This is a genomic window from Lichenicoccus sp. (genome assembly GCF_965276875.1).
GTDB lineage: Bacteria > Pseudomonadota > Alphaproteobacteria > Acetobacterales > Acetobacteraceae > Lichenicoccus.
In genome coordinates, this window is the sequence record NZ_OZ255701.1 from 1,029,933 (window position 1) to 1,047,041 (window position 17,109).

Below are 17,109 nucleotides of genomic sequence, written 5' to 3' on the forward strand. Positions count from 1 at the left end.
CGATGGCGAGGTCGTGATCATGCTCCGAACGGCCCAGGATCGCCGCCACCTGCTCGCCTGCCTGCTGATCCTGACCGGCTGCGTCGCCTGGGCTGCCTGGCGCGGGCAGGACGTGAATTGGGACCTGCAGAACTACCACCGCTACGACGCCTTTGCCCTGTTGCACGGTCGTGGGGCGCGCGATGCGGCACCGGCCGGCCCGCAGAGCTTTCTCAACCCGCTGCCTTATCTGCTGCCCTACGCCCTGCACCGGCTGGCACCACCGCTCGCGGCCGGCCTGCTCGTCGCCGTCTCGCAGAGTGCAGCCCTGATGCTCGCGTGGGCGATTGCCTGGACGGTTTCGCGCCGGCTCCTGCCGGCGGCGCTGGCAACGCTTGCGGCCTGCACCGGGCCGATGGTGCTCGGCGAACTCGGCACCAGCTTTGCCGATCTGGGGCTCGCGGCACCGGCGCTGGCATCGCTGCTGATCGTGCTGCGCCGGCCACGCGGGCGTGCGGCCCTGCTGCTGGCCGGTGCCCTGACCGGAGCCGCCATCGGTATCAAGCCGACCAGCCTGTTCCTGTTGCCGGCACTGCTCGCGGCGAGTGCTAGGCTGGGGTCCGTCCGCAGTGCCTGCATCGTGCTCGCCGGCATCATGCTGGGAGGGCTGCTCGCCGATGGGCTGTGGGCGCTGCATCTCTGGCAGGTCTATGGCAGCCCGCTGTTTCCGTTCATGAACCGGCTGTTCCGCGCGCCTTCCGCCGCCTTCATCAATTTCAGCGACACGCGCTACCACTATCAGGGCCTGATGCACGCGCTGGCCATTCCGTTCCGGCTCGCAATCGGCTCGGACGCCACCGGCGAGGTGACGATCCGCGACGGCCGGATGGCGGTCGCCGCCTGCCTCGCGGTTCTGCGCCTCTGGCTCCACGCGCGCTTACGGCGGTTCGATGCGGGCGACGCGCTCGGCGCCTACCTGCTCCTCGGGCTCGCCGGCTGGCTGCTGCTCTGCCCGATCGAACGCTACGCGGTCAGCCTGGAGATCGTCTGCGGCCTGTTCGCCGTCGTCGCCCTGGCCCCGCGTCCCGCCGCGATGGCGCTCGCGGCCGTCACACTGGTGCTCACCACCAAACCCGCGGATTACTTCCACCGGCCCTGGTCGGAGGTGCTGCGGGTTCCGGCCGGCATCCCGCCCCGCGCCACCTACGGACTGCTGACGCACCCGCTGGGGATCTGGGTCGCCACTCCGCCCTACCCGGCTGCGAGCTTTGGGATGATGTCCACCCTGCTGCGGTCGCAGGGGATACTGGCGCGACGCACCGACCGGATTTTGGCTGCGAGCGACGGCCGTCTGTGGCTGCTGAACTACGACCTGCCGGTCATGCCGGTGGTGCGCGCCGAGATGCGCATTCACGGTTTCGTTCTGGCGCCCCCCTGCCTGCGCGCGGCCAGCCTGTTCTGGATCAATACCGTGTTCTGCCGTGGCGTACGCGTCGGCGCGCGCCCGCTCGCGGCCTCGAAACTGGTACTCGGCCAGAAGGTGCACTTTTCACGATCGGGCGCAGGGCTGATCTACGAGATCGACGGCTTCGCCCCAACCGACCCGGACGGCACCTGGGCCGAAGGCCACAGCTCGATCCTCGCCTTTCACCTCGACACGGCGACAGGGGCCGCCGGCGCCGTGCTGTCGTGGCGCCTTGCCGGTGTCGCCGGTGCGCCAGCACGGCATGTCGCGATCAGCGTGGACGACGGGCGGGCGCGAACCGTGACGCTCGGGGCGCCCAGCTATTTCGCGCAGACCTCGCTCTGCATCGCGCCGCGCCAAGGAGGCGGCACCGTACAAGTGCGGTTTGTTACCGATGATTCGCGCAGCCTTGCGCAACTGCATCTGGGCCGCGATCCGCGTCCGCTTTCGTTCAAGCTCTACGCGATGCGGCTGTCGCCCTTGAGTGCGACGTCACCAGGCTGCCCAGGAAGCCGATAGGCGCCGTCTCCGGCCGATATTGACTGACTGCTCACTCTTTAATAGGAGTTTTGGCATGGCGAGGTCGAAAAGCGACGACAAGCAGAACGCGATCAAGTCGGCGGCGATCCGGATTATCGCCGCTCAAGGCCTGAGCGCGCCCACGGCACTGATCGCAAGGCAAGCCGACGTGTCGAACGGTGCCTTGTTCACCTACTTTGCCACCAAGGCGGACCTGCTCAACCAACTCTACATCGATCTGAAGACTGAGACAGGTGCCGCCGCTCTCGCCGGACTGCCCGCAAAAAGTGATCTGCACGCACAGATCTCGCATATGTGGTCGTCGTGGCTGATGTGGGCGGCCGCGTCGCCCGAGAAGCGCCGCGCCCTGGCCCACCTCAGTGTCTCGGACGAGATCACCGCTGAAAGCCGGCAGGTCGCGCACCATGCACTGGCCGGGATTGGCGACCTTATTGAAAAGCTGCGCGCCAGCGGACCGATGCGCGACGTCCCGCTGAGGTTCGTCTTCGACCTGATGAACGCTGTTGCGGAGACCACCGTCGATTTCATGATCAAGGACCCCGCGGGCGCCCAGGCGCACAGTCAAACCGCCTTCGAAGCGGTGTGGCGGATGCTCGGGCGAAGAAGACTCGCAAAACCGAATGACTAACGACGTCGTCACAGGAAAAGCCGATGCCGGACCTCGCCGAGACGGATCACAAGCAACGAGCCTACGTCATCACCGGGCCCACATCCGGGATCGGCCGCGCCACCGCTTTCCAGTTGGCCAGGCACGGCACCATCGTCCTGGTCGGCCGCGACCCGCGCAAACTCGACGACGTGCAGAAGACGATTAAAAAAGCGGGTGGGCAGGCTTTGCCGGTCGTCTGCGACCTTTCCGAACCGTCGAGCGTCAGGAAGACGGTCCAAGACATCGTCGCGCTGGAACTCTCCATTATCGGGCTGGTCAACAATGCCGGTCTGCATCAAATGCGGCCCACGAAGAACTCCGTCGGCTGGGACCTGACCTTCGCCACCAACCATTTGGGTCCGTTCGCCCTGACCGAGGGTCTCGCGCCGCACATGGCCGAAGGCGGCAACCTGGTTTTCGTCGTCTCCGGCGTTGAGGACCCTGAACGCAAGCCTGCCGTGCTCGCGGGCTTCCGAGGCGGCCGCTATATCTCCGCCGAGGCGAGCGCCCGGGGCGAGTGGAAGGCCGGCGGTTCCGCCCTGCCCGGCGGCGATGCCTACGCGACGTCGAAGCAGTGCAACCTCGCCACGGTCCTGGCCTTCGCCCGGGACCGGCGCCTGCACTTCAATGCGGTTGAGCCAGGCTTTACGCCGAGCAGCGGCCTCTCGCGGGAAGCGGGCCCCGTGCTGCGTTTCTTGTTGAAGTACGTGCTGCCGCTCTTCGCTCCGATCGTGAAATACTGGAGTACGCCCAAGCGCGCCGCGGCCGTGATTACGAAGGTTGTCACGGACAAGTCGGGAGCGACGGGCGTCTACTACGATGACGCCGGCCGTCCGATGCAGGGATCTTCGCAAGTGCGCGATCCGGAGTTCGCCGAGCGGGTGGTGAGAGAGACACGGGGCCTGTTAAAGCAAGCGGCGCTCTGACCCTTGCTCTCAAATGACCACTGGTCATATTGTGTGACCGTCAGTCACTTTGAGGCTCGCATGGCTGCTGTCAAACAAAACTGGGCACTGGTTACCGGCGCCTCCAGCGGGCTTGGCGTCGCCTTGGCGACGGCGCTGGCAGCGCGGCAAAGCAACCTCATCCTGGTGGCGCGACGGGAGGGACCGATGCGCGAGCTTGCGGCCCGGCTCCGCGACACTTTCGGCGTCGAGGCAGTGGTCGAAGCCATTGACCTGTCCGAAGCGAATGCCGCCGCGGCTTTGGCCGATCGCCTCGACAAGCGGGGGGTTCAGGTGGATATCCTCGTCAACAACGCCGCCTTCGGCCTTGCCGGCGCGTTCGTCGAGCATGATCCGGAGCGCCTACGGTCCATGCTCTCGCTGGATATCGTGGCACTGACCGAACTGACCCAACTGTTCGGCAAGCGAATGGCCGCACGCGGACACGGCCATATCCTGCTCGTCGCCAGCCTCGCCGCCTACCAGCCGACCCCGCTGCTCGCAGCCTATGGTGCTGGCAAGGCCTATGTCCTGGCGTTCGGCATGGCCCTGCATGTGGAACTGGCACCAAAGGTCGGCGTGACCGTGCTTACGCCGGGTTTAATGAACACCGGCTTCAATGAGGTATCGGGGTTCAAGCCGAAAGCGGGAGCCCTACAGCGGACGGTGCTGGCGCCCGCTTCGGTGGCCGAGATTGGCCTCGATGCCCTGTTCGCCGGCAAGTCTAGCGTGGTCGCCGGTCGGTTGAACGGGATCATGGCGTTCAGCACGCGCCTGATGTCGCGGCATCAGCAGGCGAAGATGGTGTTGCGCATGTCGAAGGGTTGAATGTCATCCATGGTTCGGCACGCGATCGCCCCGCTGGACAAGGAGGCTCGACGAGAGGCGATCCTGCGAGCGGCAAGCGACCTTTTTATTGCCGGTGACGGAACATTGCCCTCCGCCGCCGAGATCGCCGCGGCCGCGGGGCTCGCGAAGGGCACAGTCTATCTCTATTTCCGGACCAAGGAGGAGATCTTCATGGCGCTCCTGCTGCAAGGTCTGGAGATCCTGCTGAGCGCCATTGCCACGATTTTTCGCCTGGCGAAAGGGAAGCATGCGGACAAGGTTTCGGTCTTTTGCGCGACCTATATCGACCACCTGCATCGATATCCTGAACTCCTGCGGCTCGACGCGCTCGGCTACGCGATGCTCGAAAACAACATCGAGCCGACGAAGCTACGAATGTTCAAGCGCGGCTTTGCTGAAAAGCTCGTGCAGACCGGGCAAGTCATCGATCAGGCGCTCAAGCTGACGGACGGCCGCGGCGTGCGCCTGGTCATGCGGACCTTCGCGTTGACACGCGGCCTCTGGCAATCGTCGCGCCTGTCGGAGCATGATGAAAGCTTCGAGGGCGAACCGATCCTGGCGGCCATTCACCCGGAGTTCAGCACCGAGCTACGCGAAGCCTTGACGGAATACTGGCGCGGGGCCTTGGCAGGCCCGAAATGACTTATGCCGGCGTCGCCAGGATATCGATATGGTCGATGCCGCGGGCGCGGTGTGCCGCCAGCACGTCCGCCCATCGTTGTTGCATCGGCGTCAGCGTGCCGTCCGGCTCGATCACGGAGACTTCGTAGCCGAAGCCGCCGAGCCAGCGCAGATAGGCTTCGCCGTCGACGCAGGAGATGCCGGGCATGGCGCCGGGCGAGAACTCGCTGACGATCAGCGGACGGTCGCGCGCGATCGTCTGGCGACAACCGAGCAGGGCGGTGTATTCGCCGCCATCGACGTCGACCTTGATGAAGTCGATGCGGCGCTCCGGCGGGATCAGGCAATCCAGTGACAGGCTCGGGACCGTGCGAGCCGACAGCATTGCCTCCAGGCCGGCTGGTACCTCCGAGGCGGTGCCGGTGGATTGCGCGCTGTGCAGCGCCAGCAGCCCGGTCGCCGGGCCGGCAGCGACCTGCGCCACCTGGACCTGGGCGAAGCCGTTGAGTTGTCGGCTGCATTCCAGCAGACCGGCATTGCGCGCATTCGGCTCCACCGCCAGCACATAGCCCGCATCGCCCACCAGGGACGCCGAGAGCATGGTGAAGAAGCCCATATTGGCGCCGATATCGATGACACCCATGCCAGGCCGCAGGATCTGGCGGAACAGGGCCGCGATCTCCGGCTCGTAGCCGCCGCCGGGGATGTGTCGGCCGACGGCAGGATCGCTCACATCGCAATAGATCCGGAAACCTTCGAGTTCGGCGAGGAGGATGTCGCCGGGACCGCCGATGGCGAGCAGGCCGCGACGGGAGAACTCCAGGCTGCCGAGATAGCTCGCCACCACCCCGGGCAGCGCCTGGCCCGCCATCTGGGAGTGCCCGGTCCACTCCTCAGGGTTCGGGTTGCGGCCGAGCAGCAGGCGAAAGCAGTAGTAGATGTCGGCGGGCGAGGCCTCGGCGGGGAAGTCCAGGGTCCACGGGTGCTGCGGGACGATCATGGGGCCTCCTCGATGCGGACGACGCCGGCGACCAGTTTCAGCGCCTGCGCCAGGCGCGGTGTCACCCGATAGGGCTCGGGGAGTGCCACTTCGAGGTCCTGCGAGGCATCCAGGCAGGGCATCAGCACCACCCGGCCGCGGCCGCCGCGCTCGCGGTGGAGGATGGCGCCGATCGAGGCCAGCGCCTCCGGTCGCTCGACCCAGATACGCATCTCGGCCGCCGCGTCCGCCGCTGCCCGGTCGAGCTCGACCACGTCCTGGCCGGTGACGCGCAGCATCTCGCCCTCCATGCGCAGATCGGCGGTGACCAGCACCGCGCGTCCGGCCACCAGCATGTCGCGCACGCGGCTCAATACCTCGGAGAACAACGTTACCTCGCAGGCGCCGGAGGCATCCGACAGGCGCACCCAGGCCATGCGTCCGCCGGTGCGGGTCGGGCGTTCCTTGCGGTCGACGACGCAGCCGGCGATCTTCACCCGGCCGATGCCGGCTAGTGCGGCCGCCTCCAGGCCGGTGCAGCGTGTGGTTCCCAGGCGGCGCAGCAGGCCGGCGTAGCTGTCGAGCGGGTGCGCGGTCAGATGGAAGCCCACGGCATCCGCTTCCATGCCGAGCCGCTCAATGCCCGGCCAGTCCGGCACGTCGGGCAAGCGCAGCGTCTCGGGCTGCGCCGCACCCCCGAACAAGCCGGTCTGCCCGCTCGCGGCCTCCTCCGCCTGCGCCTGGGCGCGTCGCAGGATGGTCTCGGCGGCCATGAACAGGCGCGCACGGTTCGCATCAAGCGTATCGAAGGCGCCGGCACGCGCCAGGTTCTCGATCTGCATCTTATTGACCTGGCGGGCATCGACGCGTGAGGCGATGTCGGCGATGTCGGCGAACGGACGCGGCCCACGCGCGGCCACCAGCGCCTGCATCGCGCCGAGCCCGACCTTCTTGATCGCGGCCAGCGCATAGCGGATCGACTGGGTGCCGTCCTCGGCGACTTCAACGATGAAATCGGCGTCGGAACGGTTGATGTCGGGCGGCAGCACCCGCACCCCCAGCCGCTCGGCCTCCTGGCGCAGGGCCGCGAGCTTGTCGGTGCGCTCGCGCGACAGCGACATGCAGGCGGCGAGGAAGGCCACCGGATGGTTCGCCTTCATCCAGGCGGTCTGATACGAGACCAGGGCGTAGGCCGCCGCGTGCGACTTGTTGAAGCCGTAGTCGGCGAACTTCGCCATCAGCTCGAACACCTCGACGGCCTTGTCGCGCCCGATCCCGCGCGCCACCGCACCCTCGGTGAAGATGTCGCGCTGCTGGTCCATCTCGGCGCGGATCTTCTTGCCCATCGCCCGGCGCAGCAGGTCGGCGGAGCCCAGGCTGTAGCCGCCCATCTTTTGCGCGATCTGCATCACCTGCTCCTGGTAGACCATGATGCCGTAGGTCTCGGCCAGAATCTCGCGCAGCTCCTCATGCGGCGGCTGCCAGGGCTCGCCATGCTTGCGACGGCAGTAATCCGGGATGTTGGCCATCGGTCCGGGCCGGAACAGGGCGACCGCGGCGATCAGGTCGGCGATGCGGGTCGGGCGCATCTGTTTGAGCACGTCGCGCATGCCCGCACCCTCGAACTGGAACACGCCGGCGGTGTCGCCGCGCGCCAGCATCTCGTAGGTGCGGACGTCGTCCAGCGGCAGGCGGGCGAGATCAATTTGCGTGCCAAGGGCCGCGAGCATGCGCAACCCGCGCTGCAGGATGGTCAGCGTGGTGAGGCCGAGGAAGTCGAACTTCACCAGGCCAGCCTGCTCGACATACTTCATGTTGAACTGGGTGACGAGGGTGTCGGTCTTCGGGTCGCGGTAGAGCGGCACCAGCTCGACCAGGTCGCGGTCGCCGATCACCACGCCGGCGGCATGCGTGCTGGCGTGACGATAAAGGCCTTCGAGCTGCAAGGCGGTCTCGAGCAGCCGGCGCACCCCCTCGTCGCTGTCGCGCATCTCCTGCAATCGGGTCTCGCCCGCGATCGCCTGCGCCAGGGTCACGGGCTTCGCCGGATTGTTGGGGATCAGTTCGGCGACCTTGTTGACCATGCCGTAGGGCAGGCCCTGCACCCGGCCGACGTCGCGCACCGCGGCGCGCGCCTGCAGCTTGCCGAAGGTGATGATCTGCGCCACCCGGTTCTGCCCGTATTCCTCGCGCACATAGGCGATCACCTCGTCGCGACGATCCTGGCAGAAATCGATGTCGAAGTCGGGCATCGAGACCCGCTCGGGATTGAGGAAGCGCTCGAACAGCAGATCGAACGGGATCGGATCGATATCGGTGATGGTCAGCGCCCAGGCGGCGAGCGACCCGGCGCCCGAGCCGCGGCCGGGTCCGACGGGAATGTCGTGCGCCTTGGCCCATTGGATGAAGTCGGCGACGATCAGGAAGTAGCCGTCGAAGCCCATCTTGGAGATCACGCCGAGCTCGAAAGCCAGCCTGTCGGCATAGCGGGTGCGTGTCGCCTCGCCCGCGTCCATTGCGGTGAGGCGGGCCGCAAGCCCTGTCTGCGCCATCGCGGCCAGGGTCTGCGCCTCGTTCGCGCCATCGTGCAGCTTGGCGCAGGCGGGCAGCAGCGGCTTGCGGGTCTCCACCATCACCGCGCAGAGCTGGGCGACCGCGAGCGTATTGTCGCACGCCTCCGGCAGGTCGGCGAACAGTGCGCGCATTGCCGACGCCGGCTTGAACCAGTGCTCGGGTGTCACCCGCCAGCGGTCGCGCTCGGCGAGCGTCCGGCCTTGCGCGATGCAGAGCAGCGCGTCGTGCGCCTGGTGCATCGCGGGAGTGGCAAAGAAGCACTCGTTGGTGGCGACCAGTGGCAGGCCGAATTCGTCGGCGAGACCGATCAGACCCGGCTCGATCGCCCGCTCCGACGGCTCGCCGAAGCGGTGCAGCTCCATCATCGCACGGTCGCCGAACGCCTCCCGGAGTGCCGCGATCAGGTGCCGGGCTGCCTCCGGCTGCCGCTCGGCAAGCAGCCGCGCAAGCGGGCCGCGCATGCCGCCGGTGAGCAGCACCAGGCCTTCGGCATGCGCGCTCAGCGTGTCGAGCGAGACGAACGGATCGGCCGGGTCGCTCCGGAGGAACCCCGATGACGACAGTCGCTGCAGATTGTCCAGCCCGCGCGCGTCGCGTGCCAGCACCACCAGCGGCGCGCGCACGGTTTCGGTGGCAAGCATCACCTGACAGCCGATAATCGGCTGCACGCCACGGCCGGTGCAATATTGCGAGAATTCGAGGGCGCCGAACAGGTTGGCGGTGTCGGTGATCGCGACCGCCGGCATCCGCTCGGTTTGGGCCAGCGCCGCGATGTCCGGTATCCGGATCGCGCCCTGGCTGAGCGAGTAGGCGGAGTGCACGCGCAGATGCACGAAGTCGGCGCGGGTCATCGGCGGGACCGCAACAGGCCCACCGCCGCGCGCAGCGGTCGGGTCACGCGCCAGGAGGTCGAGGCACGCAGCAGCGCCACTTCGTGCTGGAGAGAAGCGAGGTCGGGCAGCAGATGGCTGGGACGCAGCACCACATCGCAGAACATCCGGGTCTGCAACGCCAGATACTGCATGCCCCAATCATGCTCGATCATGAATTCGTGCGTGGCGTTGACCACGCCGTAGGGGATCGTGGCGCCCAGTTCGGCGACCATGATGTAGTCGTTGACGATGATCCACCCATCGTCGCGCACCTTGCGCCCGGCAACCGCAAGATCGCGTCGCACGAACTCGTAGCGATGGTCGGCATCGACATAGATCACGTCCAGGCTGCGATCCTCGAGCTGTTCGAGGCAGTCGGCACTGTCCCCCTCCAGCACACGCATGCGCCCCGAGCCGATACGATCGGCAAAGCCGGAGCGATAGGATTGGGCATGGGTGCCGCCGCCGAACAGGGTTTGCGTCGGCTGCCCCCAGAGTGTGTCGAGCTCGTGCAGCCGGAATTCGTCGATGGCGACGAACAAGCGCGGCGCGCAGACCGACAGCACCAGCCGCGAGAACCCGCCGGTGCCGACCCCGACCTCGGCAAATTCGCAGCCTTTGGGGAGTAGCGGCAGGATCGCCTCGCGGTTGGGCAGAACGCTTGCACCATGCAGCAGGCGTGCGGGCAGCGTGGGCGCTTCGGGGGGCAGTGTCATCGTCGTGTTATGCTGTAGGAGTGCCGGGCATGCACGTCGAAAGAAGCCTGCCGGCGGTCGGCATCGTACTCTGCGTCGCCATTCTGGCAGCGCATGCAGGGCTGCTGGGCGAGGCGCACTGGCGCGGGGACGATTATATCTGCGCTGCCTTCGCCCGCGATTTCGGTTGGCGCTATCTGTGGCAGGCGCGAATCGACGGCTGGAGCCCGCGGCCGCTCTCGGAACTGGTGTATTTCGGGTATGGCCGCCTCGCGGCTGCGTTCATGCGGCCGTTTACCGTGCCGTTCCTCGGCCTGCTCTGGGGATTGCTGTTCGCCACGGTGCTGATCACCGCGCGCGCCGCAAACGCCGTGCGGATCCTGATTGGGCTCAGCGTCGCGTGCATGTTCCTGCTCGGGCATAGGATCGCCGAGCTTTTTTTCTGGCCGGCTGGCGCCGTCGCATACCTGACCACGCTGGCCGCGAGCAGCCTCGCCTTGTTCCTGCTGATCGACGGCCGGACCACAAGCAGCGCTGGCCGCCTCGCTTTGTCGGCGAGCCTCGTCGCCTGTGCTGCCAGCAGCGAGACGGGCGCCATCGCCGCGGTGCCGCTGAGCGTGCTCCTCGCCGCAAGCCAGCCGCGTCCCGTGCTCCTGCTGGTGCCGCCGCTGCCGGTCGCGGGATTCGTCCTGTTCACCCTGGCGCACCACCGTATGGTCTCCCCGGAGGCCATCCGCCAACTCGGGGTGATGCACCATCTGGCGTCGAGCCTGCGTCCGGTGCCCCGCGACCTGCTCGCCGACCTGCTCTCGCTGTGGCCGGCGAAGCTCTGCCTGGTGGCCGGCTTGCGTTGGAGCAGCCCGGGTTCGGCACCCGCCCGGCAGCCGCGCCGCACGTTGGCGGTGTTCGCCGCAGCGCTGGTCGTGGCCGCCGCGGCCAGCATCGCCGCCGGCTATTACCAATTCGGGACGTCCTGCTGCCAGCGCCACGACAGCCTGCGGCAATGCTGGATCGTGCTGGCGCTTGCCGCGCTGGCGGTGGCGTCAACCCGTTGGCCGCCCGGATTACCGACGCGTCGACTCGGTCCGGCAATGCTGATCCTGGCCTGCCTGATCGGCCTCGCACCCCGTCTACCGGCGCTGCTGGCGGACTATCGGCTGATGCCGGCTATTGCCACGACACTTCGTGCCAACTGGCAGGCCGGTCGCATGCCGGACATAGGCGCGATGACTTTCCGACTTCCGCCCAGGACGGCGCTCGCGGGGGGTCTTGGCATTCCCCCCGGCAGTTACCGCGAACCCGCCGCAGGCGACTGGACCGCGCACGGGATCATGGACTTCTTTGGCAAGCGGCGGATCGCCATCTTGGCGCCCCCGTGAGACGGGTCAGGCCTTTTTGCGCAGGTCGCTCAGCCAACTGACATGCTTGCCGAGGCGCTGGCAGATCGCCCCCGGCTCCATACCCTGCTGCAGCAAGCTCAGCGCGCGGCTTCGCAAGGCGGCCTGATGAGCGAGCAGGCGCGGACTCTCCTCCGGCCCGACCGCAGGGGCTGCGGCGGCGCGCCGGTCGTAGATGGCGTCGCGACGGCGCTTCTCGCGCGCCAGCAGCTCGAACACCTCGTGCGGGACCAATCCCATTGTCTGTGCCGCTGCCTTGACCGGCATGCCGCGTTCATGGATCAGGCGCCATGCCTGGGTCGCCGGCGTGTCACGGCTCATCACTGCCTCGCTCAACTTTCACTTCCGCTTCTCAGACTGTTGCTTACTGGACCCAGTTTCGGCTCTTTCGCGGATGAACACCAGCTTTCTTGTTGACGTGTGTCCCAAAGCTTCGTCAACGCAGCCGCCATGACCCCCGTACCCTGGCGCTTCTGGATTGATCGCGGCGGTACTTTCACCGATATTGTGGCATGCGATCCGCGGGGCCGGCTATCGGCCAGCAAGCGGCTGAGCCAGGATGCGAAAGGGAGCGACGCGGCTTTGGCCGGGATTGCGGCCGCCCTCGGGCTGCCCGCGGGTACTGAGATTCCGCCGGGCCTGGTCGGCAGCGTCCGCATGGGCACCACGGTCGCCACCAACGCTCTGCTCGAACGGCACGGCGCGCGCGTGCTGCTGCTGACCAATCGCGGCCTCGGCGACCTGCTACGAATCGGCGACCAGTCGCGCCCCGACCTGTTCGCGCGCGCCATCGCACGACCGCCCCCGCTGCACGAGCGCGCCTGCGAGATCGACGGCCGCCTCGCCGCCGACGGACAGGAAATCACTCCCCTCGACGAGGACACGGCGCGTGCGCTGCTCGCCCAGGCCCGCGACGACAGCATCGAGGCCTGCGCGATCGCGCTGCTGCATGCCTGGGCGTATCCCGTGCATGAGCGCCGGCTCGCCGAACTGGCGCGCGAGGCGGGCTTCACCCAGATCTCGGTCAGCCACCAGGTCAGTCCACATCTGCGTCTGGTGCCGCGGGCGCAGACCACGGTGCTCGACGCGGCCCTATCCCCGGTGCTTTCTCGCCATGTCGGTCACCTCGCCGCAGCACTTCCCGGCACCAGGCTGCTGTTCATGCAATCGCATGGCGGGCTCGCCGGCGCCGGGCGCTTCTCCGGCCGTGATGCGATCCTCTCCGGACCCGCCGGCGGCATCGTGGGTGCGGCGCGCACCGCCGAACGCGCGGGTCTCGCGCGCATCATCAGCTTTGATATGGGCGGCACTTCGACCGATGTCGCGCTGTATGACGGCACGCTGCAAGGGGGGGGCTTCGAGCGGCGCCTGGAGAGCCGCGTCGCCGGGCTGGCGCTGCGGGTGCCGATGATGGCGATCCATACCGTCGCCGCCGGCGGCGGGTCGGTGCTGCGCTTCGACGGTGCGCGCATGCGCGTCGGACCCGAGAGCGCCGGTGCGTTCCCTGGGCCGCGGGCCTATCGCAATGGCGGCCCGCTGACCGTCACCGACGCCAATCTGCTGCTCGGCAATCTCCGCGCCGAGCGCTTTCCCGCCTTGTTCGGCCCGAACGGCGACGCCCCGCTCGATCTCGACGCGGTGCAGGCAGGCTTCGCCGACATGGCGGACGCAGTCGCGGCCGAGACGGGCACCCGCCACACGCCGCACGCCTTGGCCGAGGCGTTCCTGCGCATCGCGGTCGCCAATATGGCCAACGCGATCCGCGAGATCTCTGTGCGCCGCGGCGAGGACCCGGCCAACTTCGCGCTGCATTGCTTCGGCGGCGCCGGCGGCCAGCATGCCTGCCAACTTGCGGATGCACTCGGCATGCGCACGATCCTGGTGCACCCGCTCGCCGGCGTGCTCTCCGCCTATGGCATGGGCCTGGCCGAGCAGAGCGTGCTGCGCGAACGCTCCATCGATATCGCCTGGGCCCCAGACACGTTCGCGCGCCTTGCGGGAATTTGCGACACCCTCGCCAACGAAGCCACGGCCGCTCTCGCGGACGAGACCGACCCCGGCACCGAGACCGCAATCGATCGGCGGCTGCATCTGCGCCAGGCAGGCAGCGAGGCCGTGCTGATCGTGCCGTTCGGCGACCTGGCAAGCGTGCACGACGCCTTCGCTCGCCAGCATCGTGCCCGCTTCGGCTTCGACGAGCCGGACCGCGCGATCATCGTCGATGCCATAGGCGTGGAAGTGCGCACCGTCACGCCGCCGCCGCCGGCACCCTCTCTCGCCATCCGCGCGAGCGGCGAGGCGCCGCATGCGGACCGCACCGTCCTGCACCGCGACGGGTGCGCGCTGGACGCGGCCTTGTTCGACCGCGCCGACCTGCGCGCCGGCGATGTCCTGTCCGGCCCTGCTTTGGTGATCGAGGCCAACGCCACCACTGTCATCGAGCCCGGCTGGACGGCGCGGATCACCGACCTCGGCAATATGATCATCGAACGCAGCGCTGCCGCCGGCAACCATGTCGAGCAGCCCGAGCCCGCCTTCATCGAGCTGTTCAACAACCTGTTCATGCATATCGCCGAGCAGGGTGGCACGGTGCTGCAGAACACCGCGCGCAGTGTGAACATCCGCGAGCGGCTGGATTTCTCCTGCGCCCTCTTCGACGCCGAGGGCCGGCTGGTGGCCAACGCGCCGCACGTGCCGGTGCATCTCGGCGCCATGGGCGAGAGCGTGCGCAGCGTGCTGCGACGGCGCGCGCAAAGCCTGCGGCCTGGCGACGTCATCGCCCTGAACAACCCGTTCGACGGCGGCACGCATCTGCCCGACATTACGGTCATTACTCCGCTGTTCGATCCCGACAGCGGCCGGCTGCTGTTCTTTGCCGGCGCCCGCGGCCATCACGTCGATATCGGCGGCACCACCCCGGGCTCGACCCCGGCCTTTTCGCGCCATTTGGGCGAAGAGGGCGTCGTCATCGACGATTTCCTGCTGGTCAGCGACGGCCATCTGCGCGAGGCCGAGTTCCGGGCGTTGCTGGGAAGCGGTCCGCATCCGGCCCGCGATCCAGACACCAACCTTGCCGACATCCGCGCCCAGATCGCCGCCAACGCCCGGATCGTCGCCGAACTGCAACGGGCGCTGGCCGCGCACGGCGCCGACACCCTCGCGCGCGCCACACGCCTGGTCATGCGCAACGCCGAGGCCAGCGTGCGCCGCACCCTCGCCCACCTGCAAGACGGGCAATTCACCGCCGCGATGGACGATGGCGGCAGGCTGTGCGTTGCCGTCCGCAAGAATCCCGATGGTGCCACGATCGACTTCACCGGCACCTCGCCGCAGCGCGCCGACAACTTCAACGCCCCGCCCGCGGTGCTGCGCGCGGTGGTGTTGTATGTGTTCCGCTGCCTCGCCGGCGACGACATCCCGCTCAATGACGGCTGCCTGGCACCATTGCGGATCGTCATCCCGCCCGGCACCTTGCTCTCACCAGCGCCGGGAGCCGCGGTGGTCGCCGGCAACACGGAAATCTCCCAGGTCGCCTGCAACGCATTGTTCGCCGCCCTCGGCGTGATGGCCGCAGGCCAGGGCACGATGAACAACCTGCTGTTCGGCGATCGCACCCGGCAGTATTATGAGACGATCTGCGGAGGCACCGGCGCCGGGCCGGGCTTCGATGGTGCCGATGCCATCCACAGCCATATGACCAACACCCGCATGACCGACCCAGAGGTGCTGGAACTGCGCTATCCCGTGCGCGTCGAGGCGTTCGCCGTGCGCCCGGGCTCCGGCGGCGACGGGGCCATGCGTGGCGGCTGTGGCGCGATACGCCGGCTGCGCTTTCTCGCCCCGATGCAGGGGGTGCTGGTCGCATCGAGTCGCGCCGTGCCGCCGTTTGGACTGGCCGGCGGACTGCCGGGGACAGCCGGCCGGCAATGGATCCAACGCGCCGACGGCCGCATCGAGCCGCAAGCAGGCGTCGCGCAGATGCAGCTCGAGGTCGGCGACCAGCTGATCGTCGAGACCCCAGGCGGCGGCGGCTACGGCAACCCGGACGGTCGAGCGAAATCCAGGGCGGACAGGAAGGCTCGCGGTTCATCGACGTAGAACGCGACGTCCAACCCGCCGGCCGATTGCGCGCTCGACGAGCCGCGGCGAAGACGGATCGCGACGTTGGGCGGCTCGAACAGCCACATCTTCACGACCGGCGACTTCGGCGCGCCGTCGCTTGCATCGACTGAGACAATATCGCGGAGTTGCAGCTCCAGCTCGCGCAACGCACCGTTGCGCAGCAGCAGGTGATCCGAATGCAGCTCGATCGGTCGGATGTAGAGTGACTTGGCTAAGCCTGCGACATAAAGGCCGCCGAGCGCCCCGATTTTGGTTGCAACCCAGGCCCATCGCACCGTCCAGTGCGCGACAACGAGGTGGGTGACGCAAACCTCCGGGACGGTTGCAAAGAAAATCACCCAGCATAATGCCAGGTCGATCCCGTTGCGGTGATAGGCAAAGATCCGGATCGATCCCCCTGTCGGCTTCCGCCGCCACTGAAGTAACAACGATCTCAGGATTGCCATTTCGCGATACGCGATGGAGATCAAAACCGCGGGCAGCACACCCTCGAAGGCCGTACGGAGGTTGGCATTGGGCTCCTTCGCTTGCGCGATCCTGACCCAGGCCAGGGCCAGCGAGATGCTCATCACGACCAGGACGATCGTTACCGAGCCGCAAGCACTTCCAACAACGTCATGTCGCACCCGTGCCGGGAGCAGCAGATACCCGGCCGTCATCCCCACAAGCGCAAGCATGGCTTTCTGGAGACGCGCATCGTTGCCGTGATGCGCACCCGTGCGACGGCAAAACCATCCAGCGGCGATCAGCATGAGCAGCAGAGCAGCGCCGGGCCATACTCTGACCGGAAGATGACGGAAGAGCCAGAATCGCACCAGAAGAGAAGCAACGGCCCACGCGGCTAATGCACCATAACGTCGCGCCACCTGCGCAGACCTGATCTGGTTCATGTCCATGGGGGCTCGGCCGCGTTCAATGCCTGGCGCTCCTCGCGTGAAGTAGTGGTATGTGCAGGTTACATCTTTGGTCGGTGACCTTCCATATGATCCGCTGGTCCTGATGCATCTGGACATCGCCCCCGGCTTGTCCATCGACGCGAACGCGCTCGAGATCAGCTTCATCACCGCCGGCGGCCCGGGCGGGCAGAACGTCAACAAGCTTGCCACCGCGGCGCAGCTTCGCTTCGATCTGCGCGCCAGTGGCCTGCCGCCGCCGCTACTGACACGGCTGGCGGTGCTTGCCGGCAGTCGGCTGACCCGCGAGGATGTCATCGTCATCACCGCGCGCGAGTTCCGCTCTCAGGAGCGCAACCGGCAGGCGGCGATCGCGCGCCTGGCGGAGCTGATCGCCGAGGCGGCGAAGGTTCCGATCCGGCGCCGGCCGACCAAGGCCTCCCGTGGCGAGCGCCTGCGACGGCTCGAAGCCAAGAGCCACCGTGCCGCCACCAAGCGGTCGCGCGCGCTGCCCGAGCAGGATTGAGGAG

At 67.7% G+C, this 17,109-nt stretch carries 13 protein-coding genes; 8 read left to right on the forward strand and 5 right to left on the reverse strand.

The window, feature by feature from the left end; all coding sequences use genetic code 11:
• Positions 1–19 precede the first annotated feature (19 nt).
• The 5 genes from ACQY4K_RS05145 to ACQY4K_RS05165 are packed head-to-tail and all read left to right on the forward strand — an operon-like array spanning position 20 to position 5,068.
• Complete coding sequence (locus ACQY4K_RS05145; protein WP_428394011.1) at positions 20–1,963, forward strand: glycosyltransferase 87 family protein; 1,944 nt, start codon at positions 20–22, stop codon at positions 1,961–1,963.
• Between the two features lie 55 nt (positions 1,964–2,018).
• Positions 2,019–2,612 (forward strand): TetR/AcrR family transcriptional regulator, encoded by a 594-nt coding sequence (locus tag ACQY4K_RS05150; protein WP_428394013.1) that lies wholly within the window; start codon positions 2,019–2,021, stop codon positions 2,610–2,612.
• A gap of 23 nt (positions 2,613–2,635) precedes the next feature.
• Positions 2,636–3,559 (forward strand): SDR family NAD(P)-dependent oxidoreductase, encoded by a 924-nt coding sequence (locus ACQY4K_RS05155; protein WP_428394015.1) that lies wholly within the window; start codon positions 2,636–2,638, stop codon positions 3,557–3,559.
• A gap of 60 nt (positions 3,560–3,619) precedes the next feature.
• Positions 3,620–4,405: an SDR family NAD(P)-dependent oxidoreductase gene (locus tag ACQY4K_RS05160; protein ID WP_428394017.1), complete on the forward strand. Its 786-nt coding sequence runs from the start codon at positions 3,620–3,622 to the stop codon at positions 4,403–4,405.
• 9 nt (positions 4,406–4,414) lie between these two features.
• Entirely contained in the window at positions 4,415–5,068 is a 654-nt protein-coding gene (locus ACQY4K_RS05165) for a TetR family transcriptional regulator (RefSeq protein WP_428394019.1), read from the forward strand.
• A gap of 1 nt (position 5,069) precedes the next feature.
• Here the strand turns inward: ACQY4K_RS05165 and ACQY4K_RS05170 are convergent, their stop codons facing one another.
• The 3 genes from ACQY4K_RS05170 to ACQY4K_RS05180 are packed head-to-tail and all read right to left on the reverse strand — an operon-like array spanning position 5,070 to position 10,188.
• The gene (locus tag ACQY4K_RS05170; RefSeq protein ID WP_428394021.1) at positions 5,070–6,047 is read right to left on the reverse strand and encodes an FkbM family methyltransferase; all 978 of its coding nucleotides are present in this window, start codon (positions 6,045–6,047) and stop codon (positions 5,070–5,072) included.
• A complete protein-coding gene (gene dnaE, locus ACQY4K_RS05175; RefSeq protein ID WP_428394023.1) occupies positions 6,044–9,451 on the reverse strand; it encodes a DNA polymerase III subunit alpha in 3,408 nt (1,135 codons plus the stop codon). The genes ACQY4K_RS05170 and dnaE overlap by 4 nt, the downstream gene beginning before the upstream one ends.
• Complete coding sequence (locus ACQY4K_RS05180) at positions 9,448–10,188, reverse strand: class I SAM-dependent methyltransferase (protein WP_428394024.1); 741 nt, start codon at positions 10,186–10,188, stop codon at positions 9,448–9,450. The genes dnaE and ACQY4K_RS05180 overlap by 4 nt, the downstream gene beginning before the upstream one ends.
• A 29-nt stretch (positions 10,189–10,217) precedes the next feature.
• Between ACQY4K_RS05180 and ACQY4K_RS05185 the strand changes: the two genes are divergently transcribed.
• Positions 10,218–11,546, forward strand: coding sequence for a hypothetical protein (locus ACQY4K_RS05185; protein ID WP_428394026.1), 1,329 nt, complete (start codon positions 10,218–10,220; stop codon positions 11,544–11,546).
• Between the two features lie 6 nt (positions 11,547–11,552).
• On the opposite strand, the gene ACQY4K_RS05190 is transcribed toward ACQY4K_RS05185, so the two are convergent.
• The gene (locus ACQY4K_RS05190) at positions 11,553–11,885 is read right to left on the reverse strand and encodes a hypothetical protein (RefSeq protein ID WP_428394028.1); all 333 of its coding nucleotides are present in this window, start codon (positions 11,883–11,885) and stop codon (positions 11,553–11,555) included.
• Between the two features lie 129 nt (positions 11,886–12,014).
• Between ACQY4K_RS05190 and ACQY4K_RS05195 the strand changes: the two genes are divergently transcribed.
• Positions 12,015–15,662 (forward strand): hydantoinase B/oxoprolinase family protein, encoded by a 3,648-nt coding sequence (locus ACQY4K_RS05195; RefSeq protein ID WP_428394030.1) that lies wholly within the window; start codon positions 12,015–12,017, stop codon positions 15,660–15,662.
• Here the strand turns inward: ACQY4K_RS05195 and ACQY4K_RS05200 are convergent.
• Positions 15,596–16,576, reverse strand: coding sequence for a hypothetical protein (locus tag ACQY4K_RS05200; protein ID WP_428394032.1), 981 nt, complete (start codon positions 16,574–16,576; stop codon positions 15,596–15,598). The two genes, ACQY4K_RS05195 and ACQY4K_RS05200, sit on opposite strands and share 67 nt — an antisense overlap.
• Positions 16,577–16,685: 109 nt before the next feature.
• Between ACQY4K_RS05200 and arfB the strand changes: the two genes are divergently transcribed.
• Entirely contained in the window at positions 16,686–17,105 is a 420-nt protein-coding gene (arfB, locus tag ACQY4K_RS05205) for an alternative ribosome rescue aminoacyl-tRNA hydrolase ArfB (RefSeq protein WP_428394034.1), read from the forward strand.
• Positions 17,106–17,109 lie beyond the last annotated feature (4 nt).